This is a genomic window from Microbulbifer sp. SAOS-129_SWC (assembly GCF_039696035.1).
Taxonomy (GTDB): domain Bacteria; phylum Pseudomonadota; class Gammaproteobacteria; order Pseudomonadales; family Cellvibrionaceae; genus Microbulbifer.
In genome coordinates this window covers 3,613,515-3,636,276 of sequence record NZ_CP155567.1, presented here as the reverse complement: position 1 = coordinate 3,636,276, position 22,762 = coordinate 3,613,515, and the positions used below count along the sequence as shown (strand labels likewise).

The following is a 22,762-nucleotide window of genomic DNA, read 5'->3' as shown; positions in this document are numbered from 1 at the left end:
TACTGTTGTGGCTATGCCTGAATTGAGGGTTTCGATTTGTCTGATACTCCCCATTCTTTGACCGGAGCAGCCGCTCCGCAGGGATCGATAGCGCCGGTGCGCGAGGCACTGCAGCAGCGCAATTTTGTCCGTGCAGTGGAGCTGGCGGAACAGCTCACGCGGGACTTCCCGCAAGATGTCGAAACGTATTACCTGTTGGCCACCGGCCTGCGTTATCACGCTGAACATCAGCGCGCGCTGGAAACGCTGGAAAAACTGCTTGCGGTGGAGAGCCGCTACGCGCGCGCATTCCAGGAGCGCGGTCACAATTATGCGCAGCTCGGGGACAGCGGCGCGGCGGCCGCGGCCTTTGGTCATGCGGTGGAATTGAACCCGGCGCTGCACGCCAGCTGGAAAGGGCTGGCGCTGGCATCGCGCACCCTGGGGCGTGCCGAGGAGGCGCAGCACGCACTGCAACAGTTCCAGCACCTGCAGAAACTGCCGGCGGAGCTGGTCAGTGTCGCCAGCCTCTTGTACGACGGCAAGCTCTACAAAGCCGAGCAGTTGTGCCGCGCCTTTCTGCAGCAGCACAAGCACCACCCGGAGGGGATGCGTCTGCTGGCACTGGTGGGCGCCGAACTGGGTATTCTCGACGACGCCGATTTTCTGCTGGAGAGCTGCCTGGCACTGTATCCGGAGTTCCAGCAGGCGCGCTTTGACTATATCGGCGTGCTGCGCAAGCGGCAGAAATTCGCCGCCGCACTGGAGCAGGCCAAAACCCTGCGCGAGCAGCAGGGCGGGCGCCAGGCGGAGATCCTGTTTGCGACCCAGAGTGCGATGGTGGGGGATTACCAGGCCGCGCTGGCGATCTACGACCGCATCGCCGCGGCGGCGCCGGAGTTGCACGCCATTCACCTGCAGCGCGGCCACACCCTGAAGACCATCGGCGACGCAGAGGCGGCCAATCACGCCTACCGCGATGCCTACAACGCGAAAGCGGATTTTGGCGACGCCTACTGGAGCCTCGCCAATATGAAAACCTACCGCTTCACCGATCGTGAGATCGAGCAGATGCGCGCGCAGGTGGCAGCGCCATCGACGGCCCATGAGGATCGCTATCACTTCTGTTTCGCGCTGGGCAAGGCACTGGAAGATCGCGGCGAGTTTGCCGAGGCCTTTCAATGGTACGAACAGGGCAATGTGCTGAAGCTCGCGGAGTGCCGCTACAGTATCGAGCAGAACCGCCGCGATACCGATCTGCAGATTGCCAACTGCACGGCGGCGCTGTTCGACAAGTTTTCCGGTGCAGGTTGTGATGCCGCCGATCCCATTTTTATTGTCGGGCTGCCGCGCGCCGGTTCGACCCTGCTGGAGCAGATCCTCGCCTCGCACTCGCAGGTGGACGGCACGCTGGAGCTGCACAATATCATGGCCATGGCGCGGCGCCTCGACGGTCGCCGCCGCGTCAGCGACGAGCCGCGCTATCCGGGCGTGTTACACGAGCTGGAGCCGGCGCAGCTCGAGCAGCTGGGGCGGCAGTTTATCGAGGAAACACGCATCCATCGCCAGGGCGCGCCGCTGTTTATCGACAAGATGCCGAACAACTTCCGCCACATCGGCCTGATCCGCCTGATGCTGCCCAACGCCAAAATTATCGACGCGCGCCGCCACCCGCTGGCCTGCTGTTTCAGTGGTTTCAAGCAGCTGTTCGCCGACGGCCAGGAGTTTACCTACGGGCTCAAGCAGATCGGGGAATACTACCGCGACTATGTGCGCCTGATGGCCCACTGGGATCGCGTGCTACCCGGCAAGGTATTACGCGTGCACTATGAATCCGTGGTGGAGAACCTGGAGGGCGAGGTCGCGCGGATTCTCGATTTCTGTGGTCTGCCATTCGAGCAGGCCTGTGTCGATTTCCACCAGAGTGAACGGGCGGTGCGCACGCCCAGTGCCGAGCAGGTGCGCCAGCCGATTTATCGCAGTGGCACCGAGCAGTGGAAAAAATTCGCCAGCCAGCTGGCGCCGCTGCATGAACTGCTCGGTGACGAGCTGCGGGACTATCCCTCCGCCGGCTGAAGACCGGGGCAAGCCCTTGAAATACAAGGAGATCGACGTATCTTCGCGAGTATTTCAAGGGCGGCAATCAAATATTTCAGGACGAAATATTTGATTGCCGGGTTAATAGTCGCGCGGCAGGTCGAACCAGAGGGCTTCCAGGCCCGCTTTGCCGGCGGATAACAACTGCTCGCGGGTTTTGATCATCGCCGCGCCGTCACCGGCGGCCAGCTGCGCGGTGCCGGCAGCGGCACTGCCGTCAATCACGTGCAGGTAGCCGGTGCGTGGGCCGGTCTGCAGGGTAAAGGCCTCGCCCGGCTGCAGCCGCAGGCGGTAGAGACCGGCATCCTGGTGCAGGCTGAGGGAGCCGTCACGGCCGTCGGTGGTAACCAGCGGGGTCAGTTGCCCGCGCTGCTCAATGCGCGCCTGCTCATACTCCGGCTCTATGCCGGTCACATTCGGCTCGATCCAGATCTGCAGAAAGCGCAGCCGCTGGTGGCGCGACGCATTGAACTCCGAGTGCTGAATTCCGCGGCCGGCGCTCATGCGCTGGACCTCGCCGGCGGGCACCACAAAGTGGTTGCCGGTGCTGTCGCGGTGTTCGATCGCGCCCTCGAGCACGTAAGAAATGATCTCCATATCGCGGTGCCCGTGCGCGCCGAAGCCGGCGCCCCCCTTGACCGTATCGTCGTTGATTACCCGCAGTACCGATATCCCCATATGGCGGGGATCGTAGTAGCTGCCGAAGGAAAAGCTGTGGCGGCTGTCGAGCCAGCCGAAGTTGGCGCGTCCGCGGGATTCTGCCTTTCTGATCATGTCCATGCCGGGCCCTCCTGTGCTTTGGGGTTTGGATGCAGCGGATGTTAGGGCGGCGGGCGCAGGGGATAAATCGCTTTTTTTGCGCAGGTTTGATGCAAAGAAACGAACGGTAGCCTGTCGACGGCTGGCCTTCCGCAGTGCTCGCCTCCCCGCAGCTCATGTGACACCCGCTGCCCGCGGGCATTAGAATGATCTTCAGGTTATCGGGGCCGCTCTGCGGTCCCGCGCTTATTCCGAAAGATAAAAACGAGACAGAGTATGAAACGAGGTCTTCTTGTACTGCTTGGCTGCACTTTGGCCAGCTTTTGTTCTGCCGAACAGCTTACGATCGAGAGAATATTCTCCGATCCCGAATTGAATGGTACTTCGCCGCGCGCGCTGGAGTACTCCCCGGATGGCAGCCGGGTCACTTTCCTGCAAGGCCGCGAGGATGACTACAACCGCTACGACCTGTGGGAATACAACATCGCCGACGGCAAGACCCGCATCCTGGTGAACTCCGATTCCCTGCACAAGGGCAAGGAAGTGCTGTCCGACGAGGAGAAGGCCCGCCGCGAGCGCCAGCGTATCTACGGCAGCGGTATCATGGAGTACACCTGGTCCGAGGACGGCAAGTCACTGTTGTTCCCGCTGGCCGGCGATGTCTACTACTACGACCTGAACAAGAAATCCACGCGCCGCCTGACCAATACCAAAGCCTTTGAAACCGATGTGCGCGTATCGCCGCAAGGGCGCTATGTGTCGTTTATCCGCGACCAGAATATCTATCTGGTCGATTTGAAAACCGGCAAGGAGCGCCAGCTCACCACCGATGGCAAGGGGCCGATCAAGAACGGCATGGCCGAGTTCGTCGCCCAGGAAGAGATGGACCGCATGACCGGCTACTGGTGGTCACCGGATGAGCGCCATATCGCCTACCTGCAGGTGGACGAGTCGCCGGTGGACGAGGTGACCCGCAGCGAGATCTACGCGGACCGCATTGACATGGTGCAGCAGCGCTATCCCGCCGCCGGGCGTCCCAACGTAAAAATCAAGCTGGGCGTACTCGATGTGGATTCCGGCAAGACACACTGGATCAACCTCGGCGAAGATCAGGATATTTATATCCCGCGGGTCAAATGGGCGCGCGACAACCTGCTCAGCTATCAATGGCAGAACCGTAGCCAGAAGAAGCTGCAGCTGCGCGTGGTCAATACCAATAATGGCAAGGGTCGCATGCTGGTCGAGGAGCGCAGCAAAACCTGGCTCAATCTGAACGACGACCTGCGCTTCCTCAAGGACAGCGATCGCTTCATCTGGGCGTCGGAGCGCGACGGTTTCAAGCACCTGTACCTGTACGACCTGAACGGCAAGCTGCTGCGCCAGCTGACCAGTGGCAACTGGCCGGTGGATGAGCTGGAGGCCGTGGACGAGAAAGCGGGCAAGGTCTACTTTACCGGCCGCGTAGACACACCGCTGGAGCGCCAGCTGTACGAGGTTCCGCTCACCGGCAAGGGCAAGCCGCAGAAGATCTCGCGCCGCGCCGGCATGCACAGCGTCGAGTTCGCCAAGGATGCCTCCGGCTATATCGACAAGTTCTCCAATATCACCACGCCGTCGCAGGTGAGCCTGCACACGCCCAGTGGCAAGCAGGTAACCTGGCTCGAGCACAACGAAGTGAAATCCGGCCATCCGCTGTACCCGTACATGAAGGACTGGATTACGCCGGAATTCGGCAGCATCAAGGCGCCGGAGGGGCACACGCTCTACTATCGCCTGTACAAGCCCGCCAACTTCAACCCGAAGAAGAAGTACCCGGTGCTGGTGTACCTGTATGGTGGTCCCCACGCGCAGATGGTGACCAACAGCTGGGCCCCGGCATTCGTCGAATATATGGCACAGCAGGGCTACGTGGTGTTCACGCTGGACAATCGCGGCTCCGCCAACCGCGGCAAGAAGTTCGAGGATGCCATTTATCACCGCATGGGCTCGGTGGAGGTCGATGACCAGGTCACCGGGGTCAAGTTCCTGCGCTCGCTGCCCTATGTCGATGCCGGGCATATCGGCGTGTATGGCCACAGCTACGGTGGCTACATGACGCTGAACTCCATGTTCAAGGCCGGGGACTACTTCCAGGCCGGTGTCGCCGGTGCGCCGGTGACTGACTGGCGCCTGTACGACACTTACTACACCGAACGCTATATGGGCAATCCGAATACCGATCCGAAAGCCTACGAGAAGTCTTCGGTATTCCCCTATGTCGATGGTCTCAAGGGCAGCCTGCTGATCTACCACGGCATGGCGGACGACAATGTGCTGTTCACCAATACCACCAAGCTGATCAAGGTGCTGCAGGACAACGACCAGCAGTTCGAGTTGATGACCTATCCGGGCAAGAAACACAGCATGCGCGGCAAGAACACCCGCATTCACCAGTACACCCTGATCAAGAACTTCTTTGATCGCCACCTGAAAGGTGCGGCGCAGTAACCACGCCTCTACCGCAGGAGAAAAAGCCGGGCAATGCCCGGCTTTTTTGTGCCCGTCGTTTAGTGTGCCAGAGGATGGGCGCATCAATTTTATGCGCCGAAATACACATAAGGGATAGATATCAAAATTATTGTGCAATTAAATTGGAGAGATGCTGGCCCAGCGGCTAAGTTTGAAATTTAAAAGATCCAGTGGCGTGTTGTTTTACATAATTGGATAGAGGCCGAAGGCGATAATTCCGAGATTAAAGGCGGAACCGATCCATGTGGCACCATTTTTCGAAACTGATATTGCTCCCGTTGTTTTTTTCGTCTTTCTCCGTGGCGGCGGAAACCGGTCAGGTTCCATTGATAGAGCAGAAACGCCTGCTCAATTACCTGGCTGACAAGTCCGCCTTTACCCTGATTGATGCCCGCTCTCCTGAGGAGTTCCGTGCCTCCCATGTGGATGGCGCAATCAATATCCCCCAGAGTGCGCTGGACTCGCACCGGCAACAATTGCCGGAAAACCTCGATGATGCCATTTTGATTTACTGTAAAACCGGGGTTCGTGCGGGCAGGCTGGCCGCAGCGCTGCGCGGGCTGGGCTATCGCCACGTCGAGGTACTTCCGTCCAAGCAGCTGAAGTTTTACGGCGATATGATCGTATTCAATTGCGGTGCGAAAAGCTGACGCAAAAGTCCCCTGAACAGCTGGATGTTCACTATGAGAAAATTACTGGTTCCCCTGCTGATTCTGCTGCCCTTCGTTGTCGCGGCGGAAAGTCCACCATTGGGCCTGCCGCCGATACCGATACCGAAAGACAACCCGCAGACGCCGGAAAAAATCGCGCTGGGTGACCGGCTGTTTCATGATATCCGTTTCAGTACCACGGGTGAGGTCAGTTGCTCGACCTGCCACGAGCGGGAAAAGACCTTTACCGACAGCCCGCTGGTGGTGTCGGAGGGAATCAACAAGCTCAAGGGCACGCGCAATGCGCCCACTGTGGTCAATTCCGCCTATAACAAAACCCAGTTCTGGGACGGGCGCTCGCCCAGCCTCGAGGATCAATCGCAGCATCCCTTCGTCAACCCGGTGGAGATGGGCCTGAAGTCCCATCAGCCGATTCTGGACATCATCGCCAAGGATGATGCCTACCAGAAGGCGTTCAAGCAGGTGTTTGGCGTATCCGGTAAAGCGGTCACCATGGAACACGTAAAGAAGGCGATCGCCAGCTTTGAGCGCACGGTGATTTCCGGTAACAGTCGTTTTGATCGCTGGTATTTCGGTGGTGAAAAAGATGCGCTTAATGAGCAGGAGAAACGCGGCTTTCAGGTGTTTCTCAATCAGGGGCGCTGCGTCTCCTGTCACACCATCGAACAGAATTTTGCCCTGTTTACTGATCAGAAGTTTCACGATATCGGTGTCGGTATCAATGACCTGACAGAACAAAAGATCGAAAAGCTGTCGCAGGCATTCCAGCGTGCCAAAGCCAAGGGGGTGGATGTGGATGTGGCGGTGCTGACCGATAAAGATACCTCTGATCTGGGCCGCTTTGCGATAACCGATGAACTCAGTGATATGGGTGGATTCAAAACATCGACGCTGCGCAACATTGCTGAAACCGCCCCCTATATGCACGACGGCAGTATCGACAACCTGCGCGATGTGGTGGTGCACTACAACAACGGCGGCGCGCTGAAGAAAGACACAAAGATCACCCCTTACCTGAGCGGTGGGATACGGCCGCTGGGGCTGACAGATCAACAGATTGATGACCTGGTCGCGTTTATGGAAACACTGACATCCCCGGAGTTTGCCGGCAAGGGCAAAGAAAAGGGTATGGGAGCCGGGAAAAAATCGGCCAAAAGCAAGGAATGACCATGAGCAATTCCCGTAGAAATTTTCTCAAAACCACCGGGGCCGGTCTGATTGCCGGGATGTTGCCGATCAGTCTCGTGCGCCTCTCGTTTGCGCAATCGAGCCAGGATTTTACTTTCGGCTATATCTCCGATGCGCATATCCAGCAGATCAAGGGCAACAAGTTCGTGCGCAACTGGGATCAGGGGCTGAAGCGCGCTGTAGCCGAAGCCAACCTGCTTGATCCGCGGCCCGACTTTTTCATGTTCGGCGGTGACCTCGCACAGCTCGGTAGCAAGGCGGAACTGGATCACGGTGCGGATATCCTCGGCGCTCTGCGCGGTAAAACCTATATGGTGGTCGGTGAGCACGACTACTACTACGATCTGGGCAAGTACTGGCGCCAGCTTTACGGCGACGAGTACTACAGCTTTGATCACAAGGGGGTGCATTTCGTTGTCCTGAACAGCGTGCTGACCTACGACGACTGGAACAACAAGTGGGAGACACCGTTGCGCCGCATGCAGGAAATGGCGCTGCTCGACAACCCCAACGGTTCCCCCTTTATGGTCGGCAAGCGCCAGATGGCGTGGCTGAAGAAAGACCTCGCCAAACAGAACCGGGATACGCCCGTCGTGGTTTTCTCCCATTCGCCTTTACAGAAAATTTTCAAGAACTGGAATTTCTGGACCGAAGAGGCGGACGAGATCCAGAAACTGCTGGCACCGTTCAAGCAGAGCAATGTGATCTACGGCCATGTGCACCAGATCCAGTACAACCAGATTGGCAATATTGCCTTCAATTCGGTGATGTCCACCGCCTGGCCCTGGCCTTATCCCGCCACCTATGCGCAGGCCGAAAGTCACCTGCCGATCCTCACGGTACCGATGAACCGGGCCGACCCGTTTGATGAACGCGACGCCACCGGCTGGCAGTTTATGAATATGCACAGCGGGCGCGTGGACACATCCTTCAACCTGTACGGTAACGAAAACCGTGAACTGGCCTGGAATGACCAACGCGGGCACCTGGCTGATACGCGCTATCAGAAAAAGCAGGAGCGGATTCCGCCGCAGACTCAATACTGATCTGGAGATAACAATGAGAAACCTGACTGTCGTATTGCTGATGCTGGTAGCGGGCACCGCCTGCGCGGATGACTTTACCAAGGAAGACGTGGCGCGCTGGCAGGCGGAGTACGAGATGGTTGCCCGCGAGGGGCGCAAGCTGTGGACCAGTGGCGACCTCGGCACCAACGGGGTCGCCTGTGCCCAGTGCCACCCGAACGCGGCCAACACCCATGCGGAAACTTACCCCAAATTCCAGAAACAGCTGGGGCGGGTGGCCGATCTGTGGGAAATGGTCAACTGGTGTATCCGCAATCCTCTGCAGGGCAAAGCGTTGGCCGCGGATGACCCGAAAATGATCGCCATCGTTTCCTATATCCACAAAGAGCGCAAAGGGGTGCCACTGGCCCCGGGCAAACACTGACTCTATGCCACGCCGGGGCGATTTCCGCATTGCCCCGGCCCGGTTCCTGCAATCGCGCCAATATTCCCCGTATCTTTTCGCGGCTTTTGGCGAATGGCGACACCGCCCGGTGTTGCTGATATTCCCCCGTTAATGCGTTATCGTTTTGTGAGTCAGGTCTCGTTGTGGCGTTGGCCTGTCTGCATAGAATGGAGGTAAATATGTTGCAGCCCTTCCCCCGGCGGGGAGGGTGAGCGCGAATCGTCAGCTGAACACTATTCAATAAACGGAGCGGCGATGGTCTGGAAGCGGCAGGCAGCGGTGCCGGCATCTGTGTTGGTACTGGTGCTGGCATTGTTCCCATTGCGGTTGCAGGCGCAGCCGGTGCAGTTTCACCCGCTGGGCGTTGCGCACGGCCTGGAGGTGAAGGTTGCCACCTCGGTGATTGTCGATCACAACGGCTTTCTGTGGGTGGCCTCGCGAGAAGGGCTTTACCGCTACGATGGCTACGCGGTGAAATCCTTCCTGCCCAGCAGCGACGAACACGACCGCGCACTGCCAGATGCGGACCTGCGCGCGCTGTTCGAAGACCGCGACGGCTATATCTGGGTGGCCACCAACACCGCCGGGCTCAGCCGCTACGATCCGCGCAGCGGCAATTTCCGCCATTTCCGCCACAGCGCCACCGATCCCCACACCCTCAGTCACGACAGCATCTACGGCATGGCCCAGGACGGCGACGGGATGCTCTGGGCCGGCAGCCAGATCGGCCTCAATCGCGTCAACCCCGCCGATGGCACCGTGCAGCGGTTCCGCCACGACCCCGCCGATCCCCGCTCGCTCGCGCAGGATTATGTCTATGACGTGCTGGCCGACGGCGGCGAGCGCATCTGGGTTGCGACCCTCGGTGGCGGTGTGGATCTGTGGCAGAAGGGGCGTCGGGGCTTCGCCCATTTCGACCTGGCCAGGCTGACGGCTGGCGCCGATGCGCTTAACAGCGTTTTTGCGCTGGCCAGGCACGGCGCCCACAGTCTGTATGCGGGCACCCGGCAGGGGCTGGTCCATGTGGATACCGCCAGCGGCCGCGCCAGCCTGGTTCCCATTACGTCCGGTGCCGAAGCCCAGCCGACCATCACCGCCATGGCCTGGGGACCGCGCGGACGCCTGTGGATGACGACGATGGGGCGGGGGGTGCTGGTTTTGGATCCTGCCTCTGGCGACATTGAGTCGGCCAATCCGCAACCGCTGGGCGCGGAAGGTCAGCTGCCGACGCTGCCGCAATTGTCCGTGCATATCAGTGGCGACAGTATCTTTGTCGGTACCTGGGGCAGCGGCGTCTACCTGGCGCGGCTGCAGCAGCAGCGGTATACGCTCGTGGCCCCCGGTGACCAGTCCGGTCAATTGCGCAACAGTAATGTGACGGCGATTCTGGCGCCGGCCACAGCCGGCCCCGGCTGGGTCGGAACCTTTGGCGGCGGTTTGCAGCCACTCGCCCCCGGTGGTGCGCGCGCGGGGAAATTGTCCGGCAGTGAGGACGCGCTGTGGACCGACGGGATACTGGCAGTGACGCGGCGCAGCGACCGCAGCCTGCTGGCGGGCTCCAACCACGGCCTGTGGACGCTCAATGCGGACGGTAGCGAACGCCAGCTGATCGATGCGGATTCCGGTGTGGGGCTGGGGCCGGGTTATGTCACCAGCGTGCTGGAAGACCGCTCCGGTACCCTGTGGGTCGGAGTCGGTGGCAGCGGTTTATATCATCTGCCCGCGGGAAAAGATCGTTTCGAATCTTTTGCCCACGACCCGCAGCGTCCCGATTCCCTGAGCGGCAATTACATCTCCACGTTGACGGCCCTCGACGATGGCCGGCTGCTGGTGGGAACCCGCTCCAGTGGACTCAACCTGTGCCGCACCAATCCCTGGCACTGTCGCCGCTTCGGTCGCGCCGAAGGGCTCGGGCAACACAATGTCACCGCGCTGCACCGCGGCGCACGCGGTGCTATCTGGGTGGGTACCGATGGTGGCGGCCTGCACCAACTGGCTGCCGACGGCGACCGGCTGCAACTGGTTCAGCGCTGGACCCAGCGGGATGGGCTGTTGAGTGACAGCATCATGGGCATCGTCGAGGACGATGACGGTTCGCTGTGGTTGAGTACGCGCCAGGGGCTGTCGCGCCTGCAGCCGCGCTCGGGGGCAGTGGTCAATCACGTAGCGGAAAGCGGCCTGCCCGTCACCCATTTCAATTCGCGCACGGCGACGCGCGATCGCCAGTTTCTGTATTTTGGCGGACTTGGTGGCCTGGTGCGCATTCCCGCAGGTACGCCGATGTCCCCGCGCGCGCCCAGTCCGGTACGCCTGGTGGATCTGTCCCGCGCAGCGCGCGGCGATGCGATCAGCACCCGTTCGGCGGCGGCACTGCAGAGTGTGCGCAGCAACTGGGGCGAGATGCTGTCCTTTACGTTTGCCGCGCTGGATTTTGCCCAGGGGCGGCACGAGTACCAGTATCGCCTCGCCGCCGACGAGGCGTGGCGCCCACTGGGCAGCCGCCGCGAACTCACGCTGCTGGAGCTGTCGCCGGGCCACCACCAGTTGAGTGTGCGCGGTCGCGACGTGTTTGGCAGATGGGGCCAGTCACCGCCGCTGGCGCTGGAGGTGGTCCCGCCCTGGTGGATGACAAACTGGTTTCGCAGTGGCGCGGTGCTACTGCTGTTACTGCTGGGCGGCGCGCTGCACCACTATCGCCTGCGCGGGCTGCGGCGGCGCAATGCGCAGCTGGAAGAGCTGCGCCGGCAGAAAGAAGCGGCGTTGCAACAGGCCGAAGAGAGCCGTGAAGACCTGGCAGATGCGCACGCGGGCCTGCGCCACCTGACCGCACGGCTGCATTCCGCCCGGGAAGACCAGCGTCAGCAAATTGCGCGGGAGTTGCACGACGAGCTGGGTCAGACGCTGACCGCGGCCAAGATCAACCTGCAGCGGGTCGCCCGCGCGGCCAACGACACCGGCGAGCAGGGGCGGCTGCGGGAATCGGTGACGATGCTCGATAGCATGATCCGCCAGGTGCGCAATATCTCCCTGAGTCTGCGGCCCCCGCTGCTGGATGACGCGGGGCTGGTCGAGGCGCTGAAGGTGTTTCTGCGTTCGCTGGGAGACCGCGCGGCTGTCGACATCGACTTCCATGCGGACAGTGACTTCGACGATGTGACCCGCGATATTCGCACGGTGGCGTTTCGCCTCGTGCAGGAAGCGGTCAACAATGTGTTGCGCCACGCCGGGGCGTCGCAGATCACTGTGACACTGCGGCGCCTCGATAACGCGCTGCAGTTGTTGATCGAAGACGATGGCTGCGGCTTCGAACCCGCCGACGTCTGGCAGCGGGTCAAGCGTGGCGAGCACCTCGGCCTGCTGGGGATGCAGGAGCGGGTACACGGTTTCGGCGGTACCCTGGCGCTCGATGCGTCTCCCGGTAGCGGCAGCCGCATTACGGCAGTGATTCCTCTATGAATAGCGAACAACACACCGGAGAAAAGCGCATCCTGCTGGTCGACGACCACGGATTGATGCGCGCGGGGATGCGGGCACTGCTGGACGACATGCCGGGCATCAGGGTGGTCAGCGAATGCGGCAACGGCCTGGAGGCGCTGGACATTGCCCGGCATGAATTGCCGGACATCGTTCTGCTGGATATCTCCCTGCCGGGGCTCAATGGGCTGGAAGTAGCCAGGCAACTGCGCCAGGCATATCCACAGATACATGTGCTGATGCTTTCCATGCACGAGGGGCCGGAATATGTCGCCCGCGCACTGCACTCCGGCGCCGCCGGTTACCTGCTGAAGGATTCCGCTTTCGATGAGCTGGCCACGGCGCTGGCCTCGGTATTTTCCGGTCGCACTTACCTCTGTTCCGCGCTGGACCCGGAAATCATCGCACGCTTTGCCGACAGTGCGCAGCGCAACGAATCCGTACTGGAGATCCTGACGCCACGCCAGCGGCAAATTCTGCAGTTAATTGCCGAGGGCCACGGTCCGCGGGAAATTGCCGCGGAACTGAACGTCAGTGTCAAAACCGTGGAAGCGCACCGTGCCCAGTTGATGGAGAGATTGGGGATTCACCATGTGCCGGGGCTGGTGCGTTTCGCGATTCGCGTGGGGCTGATTTCCTCTGAACTTTGATGGGGCAGGGGCGCGGAAGCATGCACCGACTTAGTACGCTCGATAAATGATTGTGTGATTTGGTTCACGCCGGGCTGAATATAGGGGATTCCCCGATATCCCGCCGGGCGCTTCTCTCTTTACTGTGGATTGGTCCAACAGAAGTCCGGTTTGCTCCGGCAGCCGGGCTCTGACCGACCTATCCATAATAAGAGAGGAAGTCATTGTGATTGCACGTCTCCAACGGTGCCGCAAGCCATTTGCTGCACTGCTCGCCGCGGCGATGGTCATGCTGGTTGTACCCATGGCCAACGCTATGAAGCTCAAGTCCCAAAACCTTACCCAGCTTATCCAGAGCTCGGAATCCATCGTGGCCGGCAACGTAAAAAGCGTGACCGACGGTATCGATGCTGCGGGGATTCCTTTTACCGAAGTCACCATCCAGGTTGGCAGTACCGCCAAGGGCAAAGTGAAGGAGGGCAGTGAATACACCTTCCGCCAGTTCGGCCTGCTCAAGCCGCGCACCATGGCCAACGGACACCAGATGCTGGCCGTCACCCCCGAGGGCTTCCCGCGCTGGAATGAGGGTGAGTATGTGGTTGCATTTATGTACAAAAAAGCCACCCAGACCGGCCTGCAGACCACCGCAGGTATGGCACAGGGCAAGCTGAAAATGGTCAACGGCAAGCTGATCAACGAATTCAATAATTACGGTTTGTTCGACGGGGTTGAAATTGACCAGCAGCTGTTGAGCCCGGAACAGCAGAACATGATGACCCAGCCGGGCGCGGTGGACGCGGCCGAATTTATGGACCTGGTGGGTCGCGCGGTTTCTGAAAACTGGATCGGCAAAGGGGAGATGAAATAATGAAAAAGATCAGACTCTCCCTCAGTATTGCCCTCGCCATGTCTGCCGGTATGGCACAGGCGGCAGGCCCCCTGTACCTGACCGAAGGCGATAATCCGCAGCCGCTGCGTTGGGATATGAGCAATGGCCCGATTCCGGTCTATACCGATGGCGGTGCCGCGTTTACGCTCGATCACGATGGGGAAACCCCGTTCCTCACCATCGAACAAGCCAACGGTATTACCGCGCACGCGTTTAAATCCTGGAGCGACGTTCCGACTTCCACGTTTGCCGCCACCATTCAGGGCACCATCGAAGAGAAGATCGGCATCGCGGATGTAACTGGTGCCAATGCCGGGGAAATTTACGGCAAGGAAAACGGTTACGGATTCTGGGTACTCTACGATACCGACGGCTCGATTCTTGAGAACTACTTCGGTGTGCCGAAGCAGTCTGTACTGGGTATTGCCTTCCCGGAGTTCAGCGACGGCAATGGCCATATCATCGAGGCCACCGCGGTGATGAATGGCTGGAACGTTTATGAAACCGATACCGAGGGCAAGCAGATCGGCGGTGTGTTTACCCACGAGTTCGGTCATGCGATCAACCTGTCGCACTCGCAGGTCAATGGCTCCCTGGCGTATATGAGCTACACCTACGCGCCCAAATATCCGGGTGTCCCCGGCTGTGGCGTCGAGCCGATTCACCGCTATGACTACCCGGCAGCTTACGGCGCCAACAATGCCGATCCGGCGATTATCGAAACCATGTTTCCGTTTATCAGCCACAACGGTCAGGGCGGTATCGAGCAGAGCACTGTGGATATCACCGACGATATGGCGGCGATTTCCGATATCTACCCCACCAGCGATTACGCCTCCTCCACCGGCACTATCACCGGTGTCCTGCGCCTGAAGGATGGCACCACCGAGTACAGCGGTGTCAATGTGATCGCGCGCAACGTCAACAACCCGCTGTTCGATGCGGTTTCCAATATGACTGGCGCCGCCACCCAGGGGCAGGTCGGGCCGGATGGTCGTTACACCATCCATAACCTGAAGCCCGGCGAAGAGTACGTTGTGTATATCGAGCCGATTTATGCCGGCGGTTATCCGGCCACGCCACAGAGACTGGTTTCGCAGCAGGAGTACTGGAATGCCGCGGAAAGCAGCGATCCACTGACTGACGATGTCTGCGACGCGACACCGATTCTCGCCGAGGCCGGTGTGACCAAAGAGGCGGATTTCTACTTCAACGGCTTCGACAAAGGGGTCCAGGTTACGCCGCTGGTGTCCGCGTTTGTGACGGATTTGGCCAAGAACGGCAAGATTGGCGCGGGTATGGCCGGAGGGAAAACCGCTTTCCTGTGGGATGCCACCAAGGGCTTTAAAGTCCTGCCTCCGGACTTTACTCCGACGGGTAACGGTGCCCTGAGCCGCAATGGCAAGAAAATGCTGGTCGATAAAGACTTCACCGGCAATGGCATTCAGGAGCCCGCGATCTGGAGCGAAACCCATGTCACGCCGCTGGGCGACCTGAACGGCAACTCCTGCGGCGGCAGTTCCGTGAGCGGTGTTTCCGCGGCCAGTGGCTGGGCCATGGACGATTCGGCTAAAACCGCCGTGGGCCTGGCTTACAAGGACGTCGATGGCGACGGTGTCTGCCAGGGTTCTTTCAAAGGAGAAATCGTGCCGTTTATCTGGGATGCCAAGGGTGGCATGCGTGAGCTGGATACTTCCTCCCTGGATGTCAGCAAGACGCAGTTCGTCCGCGCTCAGGGTATTTCCGGCAATGGCCGCGTAGTGCTCGGCAACAACTCATTCCGCAGAGCTGTGGCCTGGGTGGATGAGGGGCCGCTGCTCGACCTTACCACCGCCTATGGTGCCCGGGAGGTCAACGCAGCGAGCGTTGACGGTAGCAAGGTCGCGGTGAGTTCGGACGAGGGTGTCCTGCTGTGGAATCCCTACAAGGGTCTGGGCCAGGATGCGGTGACCAATATCGGTTCCCTGCGCTGGTGTAAGGATATGCCCTTTATCTTCTTCGGCATGAACTACTGCGATGTACTGGGCGAAGACGGTGTCAACGACGCGCTGGGTCCGATTCCGATGAGCGTGTTCGATATGAGTGACGATGGCAGTGTGCTCGTTGGCCGCGCTGGCAGCTTCCGCTATGGCCTGGCCGGCGGACTCTGGATCGAGGGCGTGGGCTGGATGACGCTCGCGGACTTCCTGCACCGTCAGGGCGTGGTGGAGATGGAATCCCTGCCGCTGGATAACCCGATTGCCGTCAATGCCTCAGGCAGTGAAATGGTCGGTGGGCTCGCGGGTATCTCCTACTCCTGGTACATCGATATGAATCAGGTCTACGTCTGTAACGGCGGCGTTTCAGAGCAGGTCGGCTTCCCCGGCGGTCTGCGCGATGCGGTTGCCGCCGGTGCCGAAGTGGGTCGCTGCGACTTCATACAACAATAACGAGTAACCTCTCTTGACGCTTGACTGGCGGGGCCTTGCCCCGCCTTTTTTATGTCCGCTCAGCCCCTGGCTGGTATCTGTGTATTTATCCAGTAAAATGGCGCAATTCTTTCATCCCAAGCCATAACCCAGAAGAGCCTCTTGCCACAAGGATTTCTCCTCAGCCGTCACAGCTTTGACCAGCGCGGCAGCACCTGCATTCACTACTGGCTGGCCACCCCCGAGGGCCCGGCCAAGCTGGTTATTGAAGGAGAGCGCCCCGTGTTTATGGTAAGGGTGGCAGACCGGACCCAGGTGACCGAGGCCCTGGCCGGCGTGCCGCACGAGTGGCAGCAGCTGGGCTTTCAGACCTTTGGCCGCAAAGACGCGGCCATGCTGTATTTTCCCACCATCGATAGCCACCGCCGCGCGCAGACCCTTTTGCGAAATCGCGACATCGAGGTGCTGGAAGGGGATTTCCGCCTGCACGACCGCTACCTGATGGAGCGCTTTGCCCGCGGTGGCCTCTACTTTGAAGGGCAGGCCCGGGCCAGAGACGGCTATACGGAATATCGGCAGGCTCGCCTCAAGGGCGCCGAGGTACAGCCGGATTTCAACGTGGTGTCCCTGGACGTGGAGTGCTCCGGCCAGGGCGAGCTGTATTCCATCGGCCTCTACGGCCACGGTGTGGAAGAGGTGCTAATGGTGGGGTTGGCGGAGGACCAGCCACAGAGCGCTGATACCACCATCCATTGGGTGGATGACGAGCGCGCCCTGCTCAAAGCACTGGAGGCCAGCTTCCAGCGCCTGGACCCGGACATCATCATCGGCTGGTCGGTGGTGGACTTCGACTTTCGGCTGCTGCTGAAAAGGGCCGCGCACCATGGCCTGCGCCTGAAGCTCGGTCGCGGTGGCGCCGAGGCGCGCTGGCGGGATGGCCGCGAAGGCAACCAGGGCTTTGTGACGCTGCCGGGGCGGGTGGTTCTCGATGGCATCGACGGACTGAAGAGCGCCACCTACAACTTCGAAAGCTTCAGCCTGGAGTTCGTGGCCCAGACCCTGCTGGGCCGGGGCAAAGACACCGAAGACGTGGACAACCGCCTGGCGGTGATCGAACACGACTTTCGCCATAACAAACCCAAGCTGGCCGCCTACAACCTGGAAGACTGTCGTCTGGTCTGGGACATTTTCCAGCACACCCGATTGCTGGATTATCTGCGCCTGCGCGCCCAGCTCACCGGCCTGGAGCTCGACCGCAGCGGCGGCTCGGTGGCGGCGTTTACCAATCTCTACCTGCCCAGACTGCACCGCAGCCGCTATGTGGCGCCCAATCTGCCGGCCGACGGTGGCCTGGCCAGTCCCGGCGGCTATGTGATGGACTCCCGCCCGGGCCTGTATGACAACGTGCTGGTGCTGGACTTCAAGAGCCTGTACCCCAGCATTATCCGCACCTTCAAAATTGACCCTATGGGTTTGATTGAGGGCCTGGCAGACGAGAACGCCATCCCCGGTTTTCGCGGTGCGCGCTTCTCCCGTGACAAGCATTTCCTGCCGGACATCATTACCAGCCTCTGGGCGCAGCGGGACATCGCCAAGCGGGAGCAGGATGCCGCCCGTTCCCAGGCGATCAAGATCATCATGAACTCCTTCTACGGCGTGCTGGGTTCCGGCGGCTGCCGTTTTTACGACACGCGCCTGGCCAGCTCCATTACCCTGCGCGGACACGAGATCATGCAGCAGACCGCGCGCTGGATAGAAGAGCTGGGCCACCAGGTCATCTACGGCGACACCGACTCCACGTTTGTGTGGCTGAGCGGCCGGCCAAGTCCCGAACAGGCGGATGTCATTGGCGTGGGCCTGGCCAGCGAGATCAATGGACGCTGGCAGCACAAACTCCAGGAAGAGTTGGCGTTGGAATGTGAATTGGAGCTGGAATTCGAAACCCATTACCAGCGCTTTTTGATGCCCACCATTCGCGGCTCGGAGGCCGGCTCCAAGAAACGCTATGCGGGCCTGGTGATAAAAGGGGGCGAGGAAAAGCTGGTATTCAAGGGCCTCGAAACAGTGCGCAGCGACTGGACTGCCCTGGCCAAGCAGTTCCAGACCCGACTCTACGCCATGGTGTTTCGGGGTGAAGATCCGTCCGACTATATCCGTGAGACGGTGGAGAAAACTCGGGCCGGGGACATGGACGAGCAGCTGGTGTACCGCAAGCGGCTCAGGCGCAAGCTGGAACAATACGTAAAAAACGTGCCACCCCATGTGCGCGCGGCGCGGCTGGCGGATGATATGCGTCGCCAGCAGGGGCTGGCACCCCGCTACCAGAAAAAGGGCTGGATTCGTTACATGATTACCCTCAATGGCCCGGAGCCCATTGATCACCACCAGTCGCCGATTGATTACCAGCACTATATCGACAGGCAGCTCAAGCCAGTGGCCGATGCCATATTGCCCTTTATAGAACTGGATTTTGACAGCCTGGTGGATGGCCAGCTGGGCCTGTTCGGAGTGGCTGACTGAGCATCGGGATCACATCCGTGCAAAAGATCCGCCACTGAAGTGCCGCTCGCCATCAGTGCCGCGGCCAGCGTGGGCAGGCGCTCGTCGCGAATTTTTCTGTGCACGAATTTCGGCGTTTATCTGGTTGTCTATTGCCGGGATCCGGTCACTCCCCAATTACCGCTCACTATACTGCCAGCGTTTCAACAGTTTGCTGCGAACTAAAAACGGGAGTGGCGCAATGGCCTTGTGGAAACCGGATCCGTCCTTCTACCCTTCGGCAAAAATGGCGATGCAGGCACCGCCCGAGCGCCACGCCTACGTGGCGGCACTCCACCCGCAAGGCAGCGGCAAACCGGACGCCATCTGCGTGGTGGACCTCGATCCCCAATCTGCAACCTATTGCCAGGTGGTCAATAAACTCGAGCTTCCCTATGAGGGGGACGAGCTGCATCACTTCGGCTGGAATGCCTGTAGCTCGGCGCTGTGTCCCTATGCGCCGCACCCGCACCTGGAAAGACGCTACCTGATCGTGCCGGGGCTGCGCAGTTCGCGCATTTACATCATCGATACCAAGCCCGATCCGCTGCAGCCCCAGATTGTCCGCACGCTCGAACCGGAAGAGGTGATCGGCAAGTCGGGCTACAGCCGCCCGCATACGGTGCATTGTGGTCCCGATGCGATTTACATTTCGGCGATGGGCTCCGCCAACGGCGACGACGGTCCGGGCGGCATTTTTATGCTGGACCATTTCAGTTTCAATGTGGTTGGCCCATGGGAGCTGCAGCGCGGTGACCAGGAACTGGCCTACGATTTCTGGTGGCACCTGGCGGAAGATGTGTTGATCAGCAGCGAGTGGGCCAAGCCGCCACAGTTTGAAAACGGCCTGGTGCCGGAGGAGCTGTTGGCAAACAAGTATGGCCACCGCATACATTTCTGGGACCTGCGCAAACGCAAACTGGAGCAGAGTGTCGATATCGGCGCGCACCACCAGATGTTACTGGAACTCAGGCCCGCCCATGATCCGACCAAGAGCTATGGCTTTGCCGGTGTCGTGATCAGCACCGAGGACCTTTCCGCCTCCATCTGGGCCTGGCGCAGGGAAAACGGCCAGTGGCTGATGGAAAAAATCATCACCATTCCGCCAGTGCCGGCGGAAGAGGACGATTTACCTCCGGCGCTGAAGCCTTTCAAGGCAGTGCCGCCGCTGGTGACGGATATCGACCTGTCCCTCGATGACCGCTTCCTGTACGTGTCCTGCTGGGGAACCGGCGAGCTGCACCAGTACGATGTGTCGGATCCGCTCAATCCGAAGCTGACCGGCAAGGTAGCGATCGGCGGTATCGTGGGAAAAAAAGGTCACCCAAAAAATGCGGGACCGCTGCTCGGCGCACCACAGATGGTGGAAATCAGCCGCGATGGCCGGCGCGTCTATTTCACCAATTCGCTTTACAGCACCTGGGACGACCAGTTCTACCCGGAGGGGATGGGCGGCTGGATGGTGAAGGTCGATGTGGAAGAGGATGGCGGCATGAGTCTTGATCCCGACTTTTTTATCGACTTCGGCGAGATCCGCGTACACCAGGTGAGGCTCGAAGGTGGCGACGCTTCCACCGATTCTTTCTGCTTCTCTTCCTGAGCCGATCGGCTCCTGGCTGGCGATCGTCGCACTCGGCGCCTTTCACGGATTGAATCCCGGGATGGGCTGGCTGTTTGCACTGTCGCGCGGGTTGCAGCAACAGAGCGGGCGGGTGGTCTGGATATCGCTGTTGCCGATTGCCGCCGGCCACGCCGCCGCGATCGCCGCGGTGGTGCTACTGGTGTTTGCGGGACTGCAGTTTTTTTCCCTGCCGCGAATTCAGTGGCTGACCGCCGCACTGCTACTTGCCTTCGGCGCCTACAAGTTGCGCAATTACTACCGCCATCCGCGCTGGGTCGGGATGAAAGTCGGTTATGGCGCTCTGTTCCTGTGGTCCTTCCTGATGGCCAGCGCACACGGTGCTGGCCTGATGCTGGTGCCCGCGCTGTTGGGGGTGGCCGCCGTTCACGACGGCGGCCATGCGCATCACGCCGGTATGGCGATGTCCAGTGGTGGCAGCCTGGCAGTGGCCGTGGCGGTCCACACCGCGGCGATGTTGCTGGTGATGGGGGCCGTGGCCTGGATCGTCTACCGCAAAGTCGGGCTGGCGATACTGCGCAAGCAGTGGATTAACTTCGACCTGATCTGGGCTATGGCGCTTTTGGTGGCGGGGGCGATCGCGCTGGCTATGGCACTGGCGCACTGATCGGGGTATGCCCTGTGGGCCTGAATGCTTTCCAGTCGCGGCGCTGGCAATATTGGCCTTACCAATGTAATAATTCTGCCTGACAACCCCTCGGGGCCTGCTCACCAGTGGAAGAGCGCAGAATAATGAAAACTTGCAGATTATTACTGGCCGTCATCCTGGCCACGGCGGCTGCGTCCTGCAGCGCCGACCGACTCAGCCGCGCGCAGCCCGCGCGCACTCTCGCCGACTACCGCGCGCTGTCGCAGCAGCTACGGCAGCTGGATCGCGAGCATATGGCGCGGGAGCTCGCGCAGCAGCAACGGCAGAAGCCGTTGCCGGCGGTGTACGCCAAGCGCTTCGGTTTCGACCCGGACAAGGGCAGCAACTATTACGGCACCCCGGAAGGGCGCAGGATCGCCGATATCGTATTGAGCTACCAGACACCCTCGGGCGGCTGGTCAAAGCGCACCGAGATGGGCAAAGCACCGCGGGCGCCGGGGCAGGCATTCGGTGTCGAAAAAGATTACATCCCCACGTTCGACAACGGCGCGACCAGTACCCAGTTCTGGGTGATGGTGCGGGCCTACGGCGCTACCGATGACAAGCGCTATGCGCAGGCGGCCGAGCGGGCGCTGCGCCTGATCTTGCTGGCCCAGTACCCGAACGGCGGCTGGCCGCAATCCTTCCCGCTGCGCGGCAAGTACCACGAGCTGATCACCTTCAACGACGGCGCCATCGGCGACCTGCTGGAAATTGTGCGCGCAGCAGCGCAGAACGAGCTGGCACTGCAGTTCCTGCCCGGCGACCTGCGCAGGCTCGCCGCGGACAGCCTGCAGCGCGGCGTGCAGATGCTGGTGAAATCCCAGGTGGTGATCGATGGCCGCACCACGATCTGGGGCGCCCAGCACGACCCGCAGACGCTGGCGCCGGCGGCGGCGCGCGCGTTCGAGCCAGCGTCGCTGGCGTCGAAGGAAAGTGCCGAGGTGGTGCTGTTCCTGATGCAACTGAAACAGCCTTCGGACGCGGTTAAACGGGCGATAGTAAGCGCTCACGACTGGTTTGCGCAGCACCGGATTGCCGGCTATCGCTGGACCCAGGCAACGCATAACTACCGGGAGCTGGTGCCCGACCAGGACGCGGATCCGCTGTGGGCGCGCTTTTACGACCTCGGTTCTGATCGGCCGGTATTCGGTGATCGCGATGGCCGCGTCTACTACGATGTGCGCCAGTTGTCACGGGAGCGCAACCTCGGTTACGGCTGGTATACGGAGCACCCGAACAAGGTCATGAAACAGTTTCCCGCCTGGGCTGCGCAGCACCTGCAACGCGCGGACGGCTGATGCCGGCCGCTCGCGCCCACGACAAGCAAAACGCAGGCCCGGCTAACCGGGGGTAGCGCCAGGCAGGTAAATATCGCCGCGCGGGTGCCGGTGTTGGAATGCTCATCGGTTGCGAACGGGAGTGACTCCCTGCGCCAGCCGGATGATGCTTTCCCCGACGTGGCGCCCGTGCAGCCGCTTCTTTCTCAAACCATCCACCCGCTGATGCCGCCGGGGCGCGCGCCCCGACCCTCCATGGCCGCGCGGGCAGGTTGTGGATAAAAGCGCTGTCAGCGGCCGGCTAGTGTATGCGGTCGCCGTGGCAGATGCGTTGATACAGCTGGTCTTTGAGGTGCGCCCGCTGAATCTTCAGTGCATTGAAATGGTTGTCGTCGGTGGTCACGCCACGTTCTTCGAGCCCACGTATCTGTTTATCCAGTTTGTGGTAGATCTCACTGCTTGACCTGAATTGCAGGTCCTCTTTTTGCAAGCGTTTGATGGTTTCCAAGTGTTCGGGGAAGTCTACGTCCAGTGCGTGGGAGGGAATGCCGGGCATAGGGGGCTCCTGGGGTCAGTTTGGCCACTCCCGTAGTGTAGTCGCAGGT

General features: G+C 60.6%; 16 protein-coding genes. 14 read left to right on the top strand and 2 right to left on the bottom strand.

Annotated elements, in window-relative coordinates; all coding sequences use genetic code 11:
• Positions 1 to 96: 96 nt before the first annotated feature.
• Positions 97 to 2,055 (top strand): sulfotransferase, encoded by a 1,959-nt coding sequence (locus ABDK11_RS15665; protein ID WP_346837452.1) that lies wholly within the window; start codon positions 97 to 99, stop codon positions 2,053 to 2,055.
• 102 nt (positions 2,056 to 2,157) lie between these two features.
• Here the strand turns inward: ABDK11_RS15665 and ABDK11_RS15660 are convergent, their stop codons facing one another.
• Entirely contained in the window at positions 2,158 to 2,856 is a 699-nt protein-coding gene (locus ABDK11_RS15660; RefSeq protein ID WP_346837451.1) for a pirin family protein, read from the bottom strand.
• A 255-nt stretch (positions 2,857 to 3,111) separates the two neighbouring features.
• Between ABDK11_RS15660 and ABDK11_RS15655 the strand changes: the two genes are divergently transcribed.
• The 13 genes from ABDK11_RS15655 to pelA all read left to right on the top strand — a co-directional run bounded on the left by ABDK11_RS15655 (position 3,112) and on the right by pelA (position 22,178).
• Positions 3,112 to 5,322 (top strand): S9 family peptidase, encoded by a 2,211-nt coding sequence (locus tag ABDK11_RS15655; protein ID WP_346837450.1) that lies wholly within the window; start codon positions 3,112 to 3,114, stop codon positions 5,320 to 5,322.
• Positions 5,323 to 5,585: 263 nt separating this feature from the next.
• Positions 5,586 to 5,993 (top strand): rhodanese-like domain-containing protein, encoded by a 408-nt coding sequence (locus tag ABDK11_RS15650; RefSeq protein ID WP_346837449.1) that lies wholly within the window; start codon positions 5,586 to 5,588, stop codon positions 5,991 to 5,993.
• Positions 5,994 to 6,026: 33 nt separating this feature from the next.
• Entirely contained in the window at positions 6,027 to 7,181 is a 1,155-nt protein-coding gene (locus ABDK11_RS15645) for a cytochrome c peroxidase (RefSeq protein WP_346837448.1), read from the top strand.
• Between the two features lie 2 nt (positions 7,182 to 7,183).
• Positions 7,184 to 8,248 (top strand): metallophosphoesterase, encoded by a 1,065-nt coding sequence (locus tag ABDK11_RS15640; RefSeq protein ID WP_346837447.1) that lies wholly within the window; start codon positions 7,184 to 7,186, stop codon positions 8,246 to 8,248.
• A 13-nt stretch (positions 8,249 to 8,261) separates the two neighbouring features.
• Entirely contained in the window at positions 8,262 to 8,651 is a 390-nt protein-coding gene (locus tag ABDK11_RS15635; RefSeq protein WP_346837446.1) for a hypothetical protein, read from the top strand.
• Positions 8,652 to 8,927: 276 nt separating this feature from the next.
• Positions 8,928 to 12,128, top strand: a complete 3,201-nt coding sequence (locus tag ABDK11_RS15630) for a two-component regulator propeller domain-containing protein (RefSeq protein ID WP_346837445.1) — start codon at positions 8,928 to 8,930, stop codon at positions 12,126 to 12,128.
• Positions 12,125 to 12,796, top strand: coding sequence for a response regulator transcription factor (locus tag ABDK11_RS15625; protein WP_346837444.1), 672 nt, complete (start codon positions 12,125 to 12,127; stop codon positions 12,794 to 12,796). The genes ABDK11_RS15630 and ABDK11_RS15625 overlap by 4 nt, the downstream gene beginning before the upstream one ends.
• A 205-nt stretch (positions 12,797 to 13,001) precedes the next feature.
• Complete coding sequence (locus ABDK11_RS15620) at positions 13,002 to 13,643, top strand: hypothetical protein (protein WP_346837443.1); 642 nt, start codon at positions 13,002 to 13,004, stop codon at positions 13,641 to 13,643.
• A complete protein-coding gene (locus ABDK11_RS15615; protein ID WP_346837442.1) occupies positions 13,643 to 16,093 on the top strand; it encodes a matrixin family metalloprotease in 2,451 nt (816 codons plus the stop codon). The genes ABDK11_RS15620 and ABDK11_RS15615 overlap by 1 nt, the downstream gene beginning before the upstream one ends.
• Before the next feature lie 141 nt (positions 16,094 to 16,234).
• Entirely contained in the window at positions 16,235 to 18,592 is a 2,358-nt protein-coding gene (locus tag ABDK11_RS15610) for a DNA polymerase II (RefSeq protein WP_346837441.1), read from the top strand.
• 220 nt (positions 18,593 to 18,812) lie between these two features.
• Positions 18,813 to 20,210, top strand: a complete 1,398-nt coding sequence (locus tag ABDK11_RS15605) for a selenium-binding protein SBP56-related protein (protein ID WP_346837440.1) — start codon at positions 18,813 to 18,815, stop codon at positions 20,208 to 20,210.
• On the top strand, positions 20,170 to 20,856 hold the full coding sequence (locus tag ABDK11_RS15600) for a hypothetical protein (protein WP_346837439.1): 687 nt from the start codon (positions 20,170 to 20,172) through the stop codon (positions 20,854 to 20,856). The genes ABDK11_RS15605 and ABDK11_RS15600 overlap by 41 nt, the downstream gene beginning before the upstream one ends.
• A gap of 125 nt (positions 20,857 to 20,981) precedes the next feature.
• Entirely contained in the window at positions 20,982 to 22,178 is a 1,197-nt protein-coding gene (gene pelA, locus ABDK11_RS15595; RefSeq protein ID WP_346837438.1) for a pectate lyase, read from the top strand.
• A 280-nt stretch (positions 22,179 to 22,458) separates the two neighbouring features.
• On the opposite strand, the gene ABDK11_RS15590 is transcribed toward pelA, so the two are convergent.
• Complete coding sequence (locus tag ABDK11_RS15590; RefSeq protein WP_346837437.1) at positions 22,459 to 22,713, bottom strand: YdcH family protein; 255 nt, start codon at positions 22,711 to 22,713, stop codon at positions 22,459 to 22,461.
• Between the last annotated feature and the right edge of the window lie 49 nt (positions 22,714 to 22,762).

Bases quoted from the DNA above. Each gene is read 5' to 3' on its own strand.
- ABDK11_RS15605 (WP_346837440.1), top strand. From the start codon at position 18,813: ATGGCCTTGTGGAAACCGGATCCGTCCTTCTACCCTTCGGCAAAAATG.
- ABDK11_RS15655 (WP_346837450.1), top strand. From the start codon at position 3,112: ATGAAACGAGGTCTTCTTGTACTGCTTGGCTGCACTTTGGCCAGCTTT.
- ABDK11_RS15660 (WP_346837451.1), bottom strand. From the start codon at position 2,856: ATGGACATGATCAGAAAGGCAGAATCCCGCGGACGCGCCAACTTCGGC.
- ABDK11_RS15640 (WP_346837447.1), top strand. From the start codon at position 7,184: ATGAGCAATTCCCGTAGAAATTTTCTCAAAACCACCGGGGCCGGTCTG.
- pelA (WP_346837438.1), top strand. From the start codon at position 20,982: ATGAAAACTTGCAGATTATTACTGGCCGTCATCCTGGCCACGGCGGCT.
- ABDK11_RS15630 (WP_346837445.1), top strand. From the start codon at position 8,928: ATGGTCTGGAAGCGGCAGGCAGCGGTGCCGGCATCTGTGTTGGTACTG.
- ABDK11_RS15625 (WP_346837444.1), top strand. From the start codon at position 12,125: ATGAATAGCGAACAACACACCGGAGAAAAGCGCATCCTGCTGGTCGAC.
- ABDK11_RS15650 (WP_346837449.1), top strand. From the start codon at position 5,586: ATGTGGCACCATTTTTCGAAACTGATATTGCTCCCGTTGTTTTTTTCG.
- ABDK11_RS15645 (WP_346837448.1), top strand. From the start codon at position 6,027: ATGAGAAAATTACTGGTTCCCCTGCTGATTCTGCTGCCCTTCGTTGTC.
- ABDK11_RS15615 (WP_346837442.1), top strand. From the start codon at position 13,643: ATGAAAAAGATCAGACTCTCCCTCAGTATTGCCCTCGCCATGTCTGCC.
- ABDK11_RS15590 (WP_346837437.1), bottom strand. From the start codon at position 22,713: ATGCCCGGCATTCCCTCCCACGCACTGGACGTAGACTTCCCCGAACAC.
- ABDK11_RS15635 (WP_346837446.1), top strand. From the start codon at position 8,262: ATGAGAAACCTGACTGTCGTATTGCTGATGCTGGTAGCGGGCACCGCC.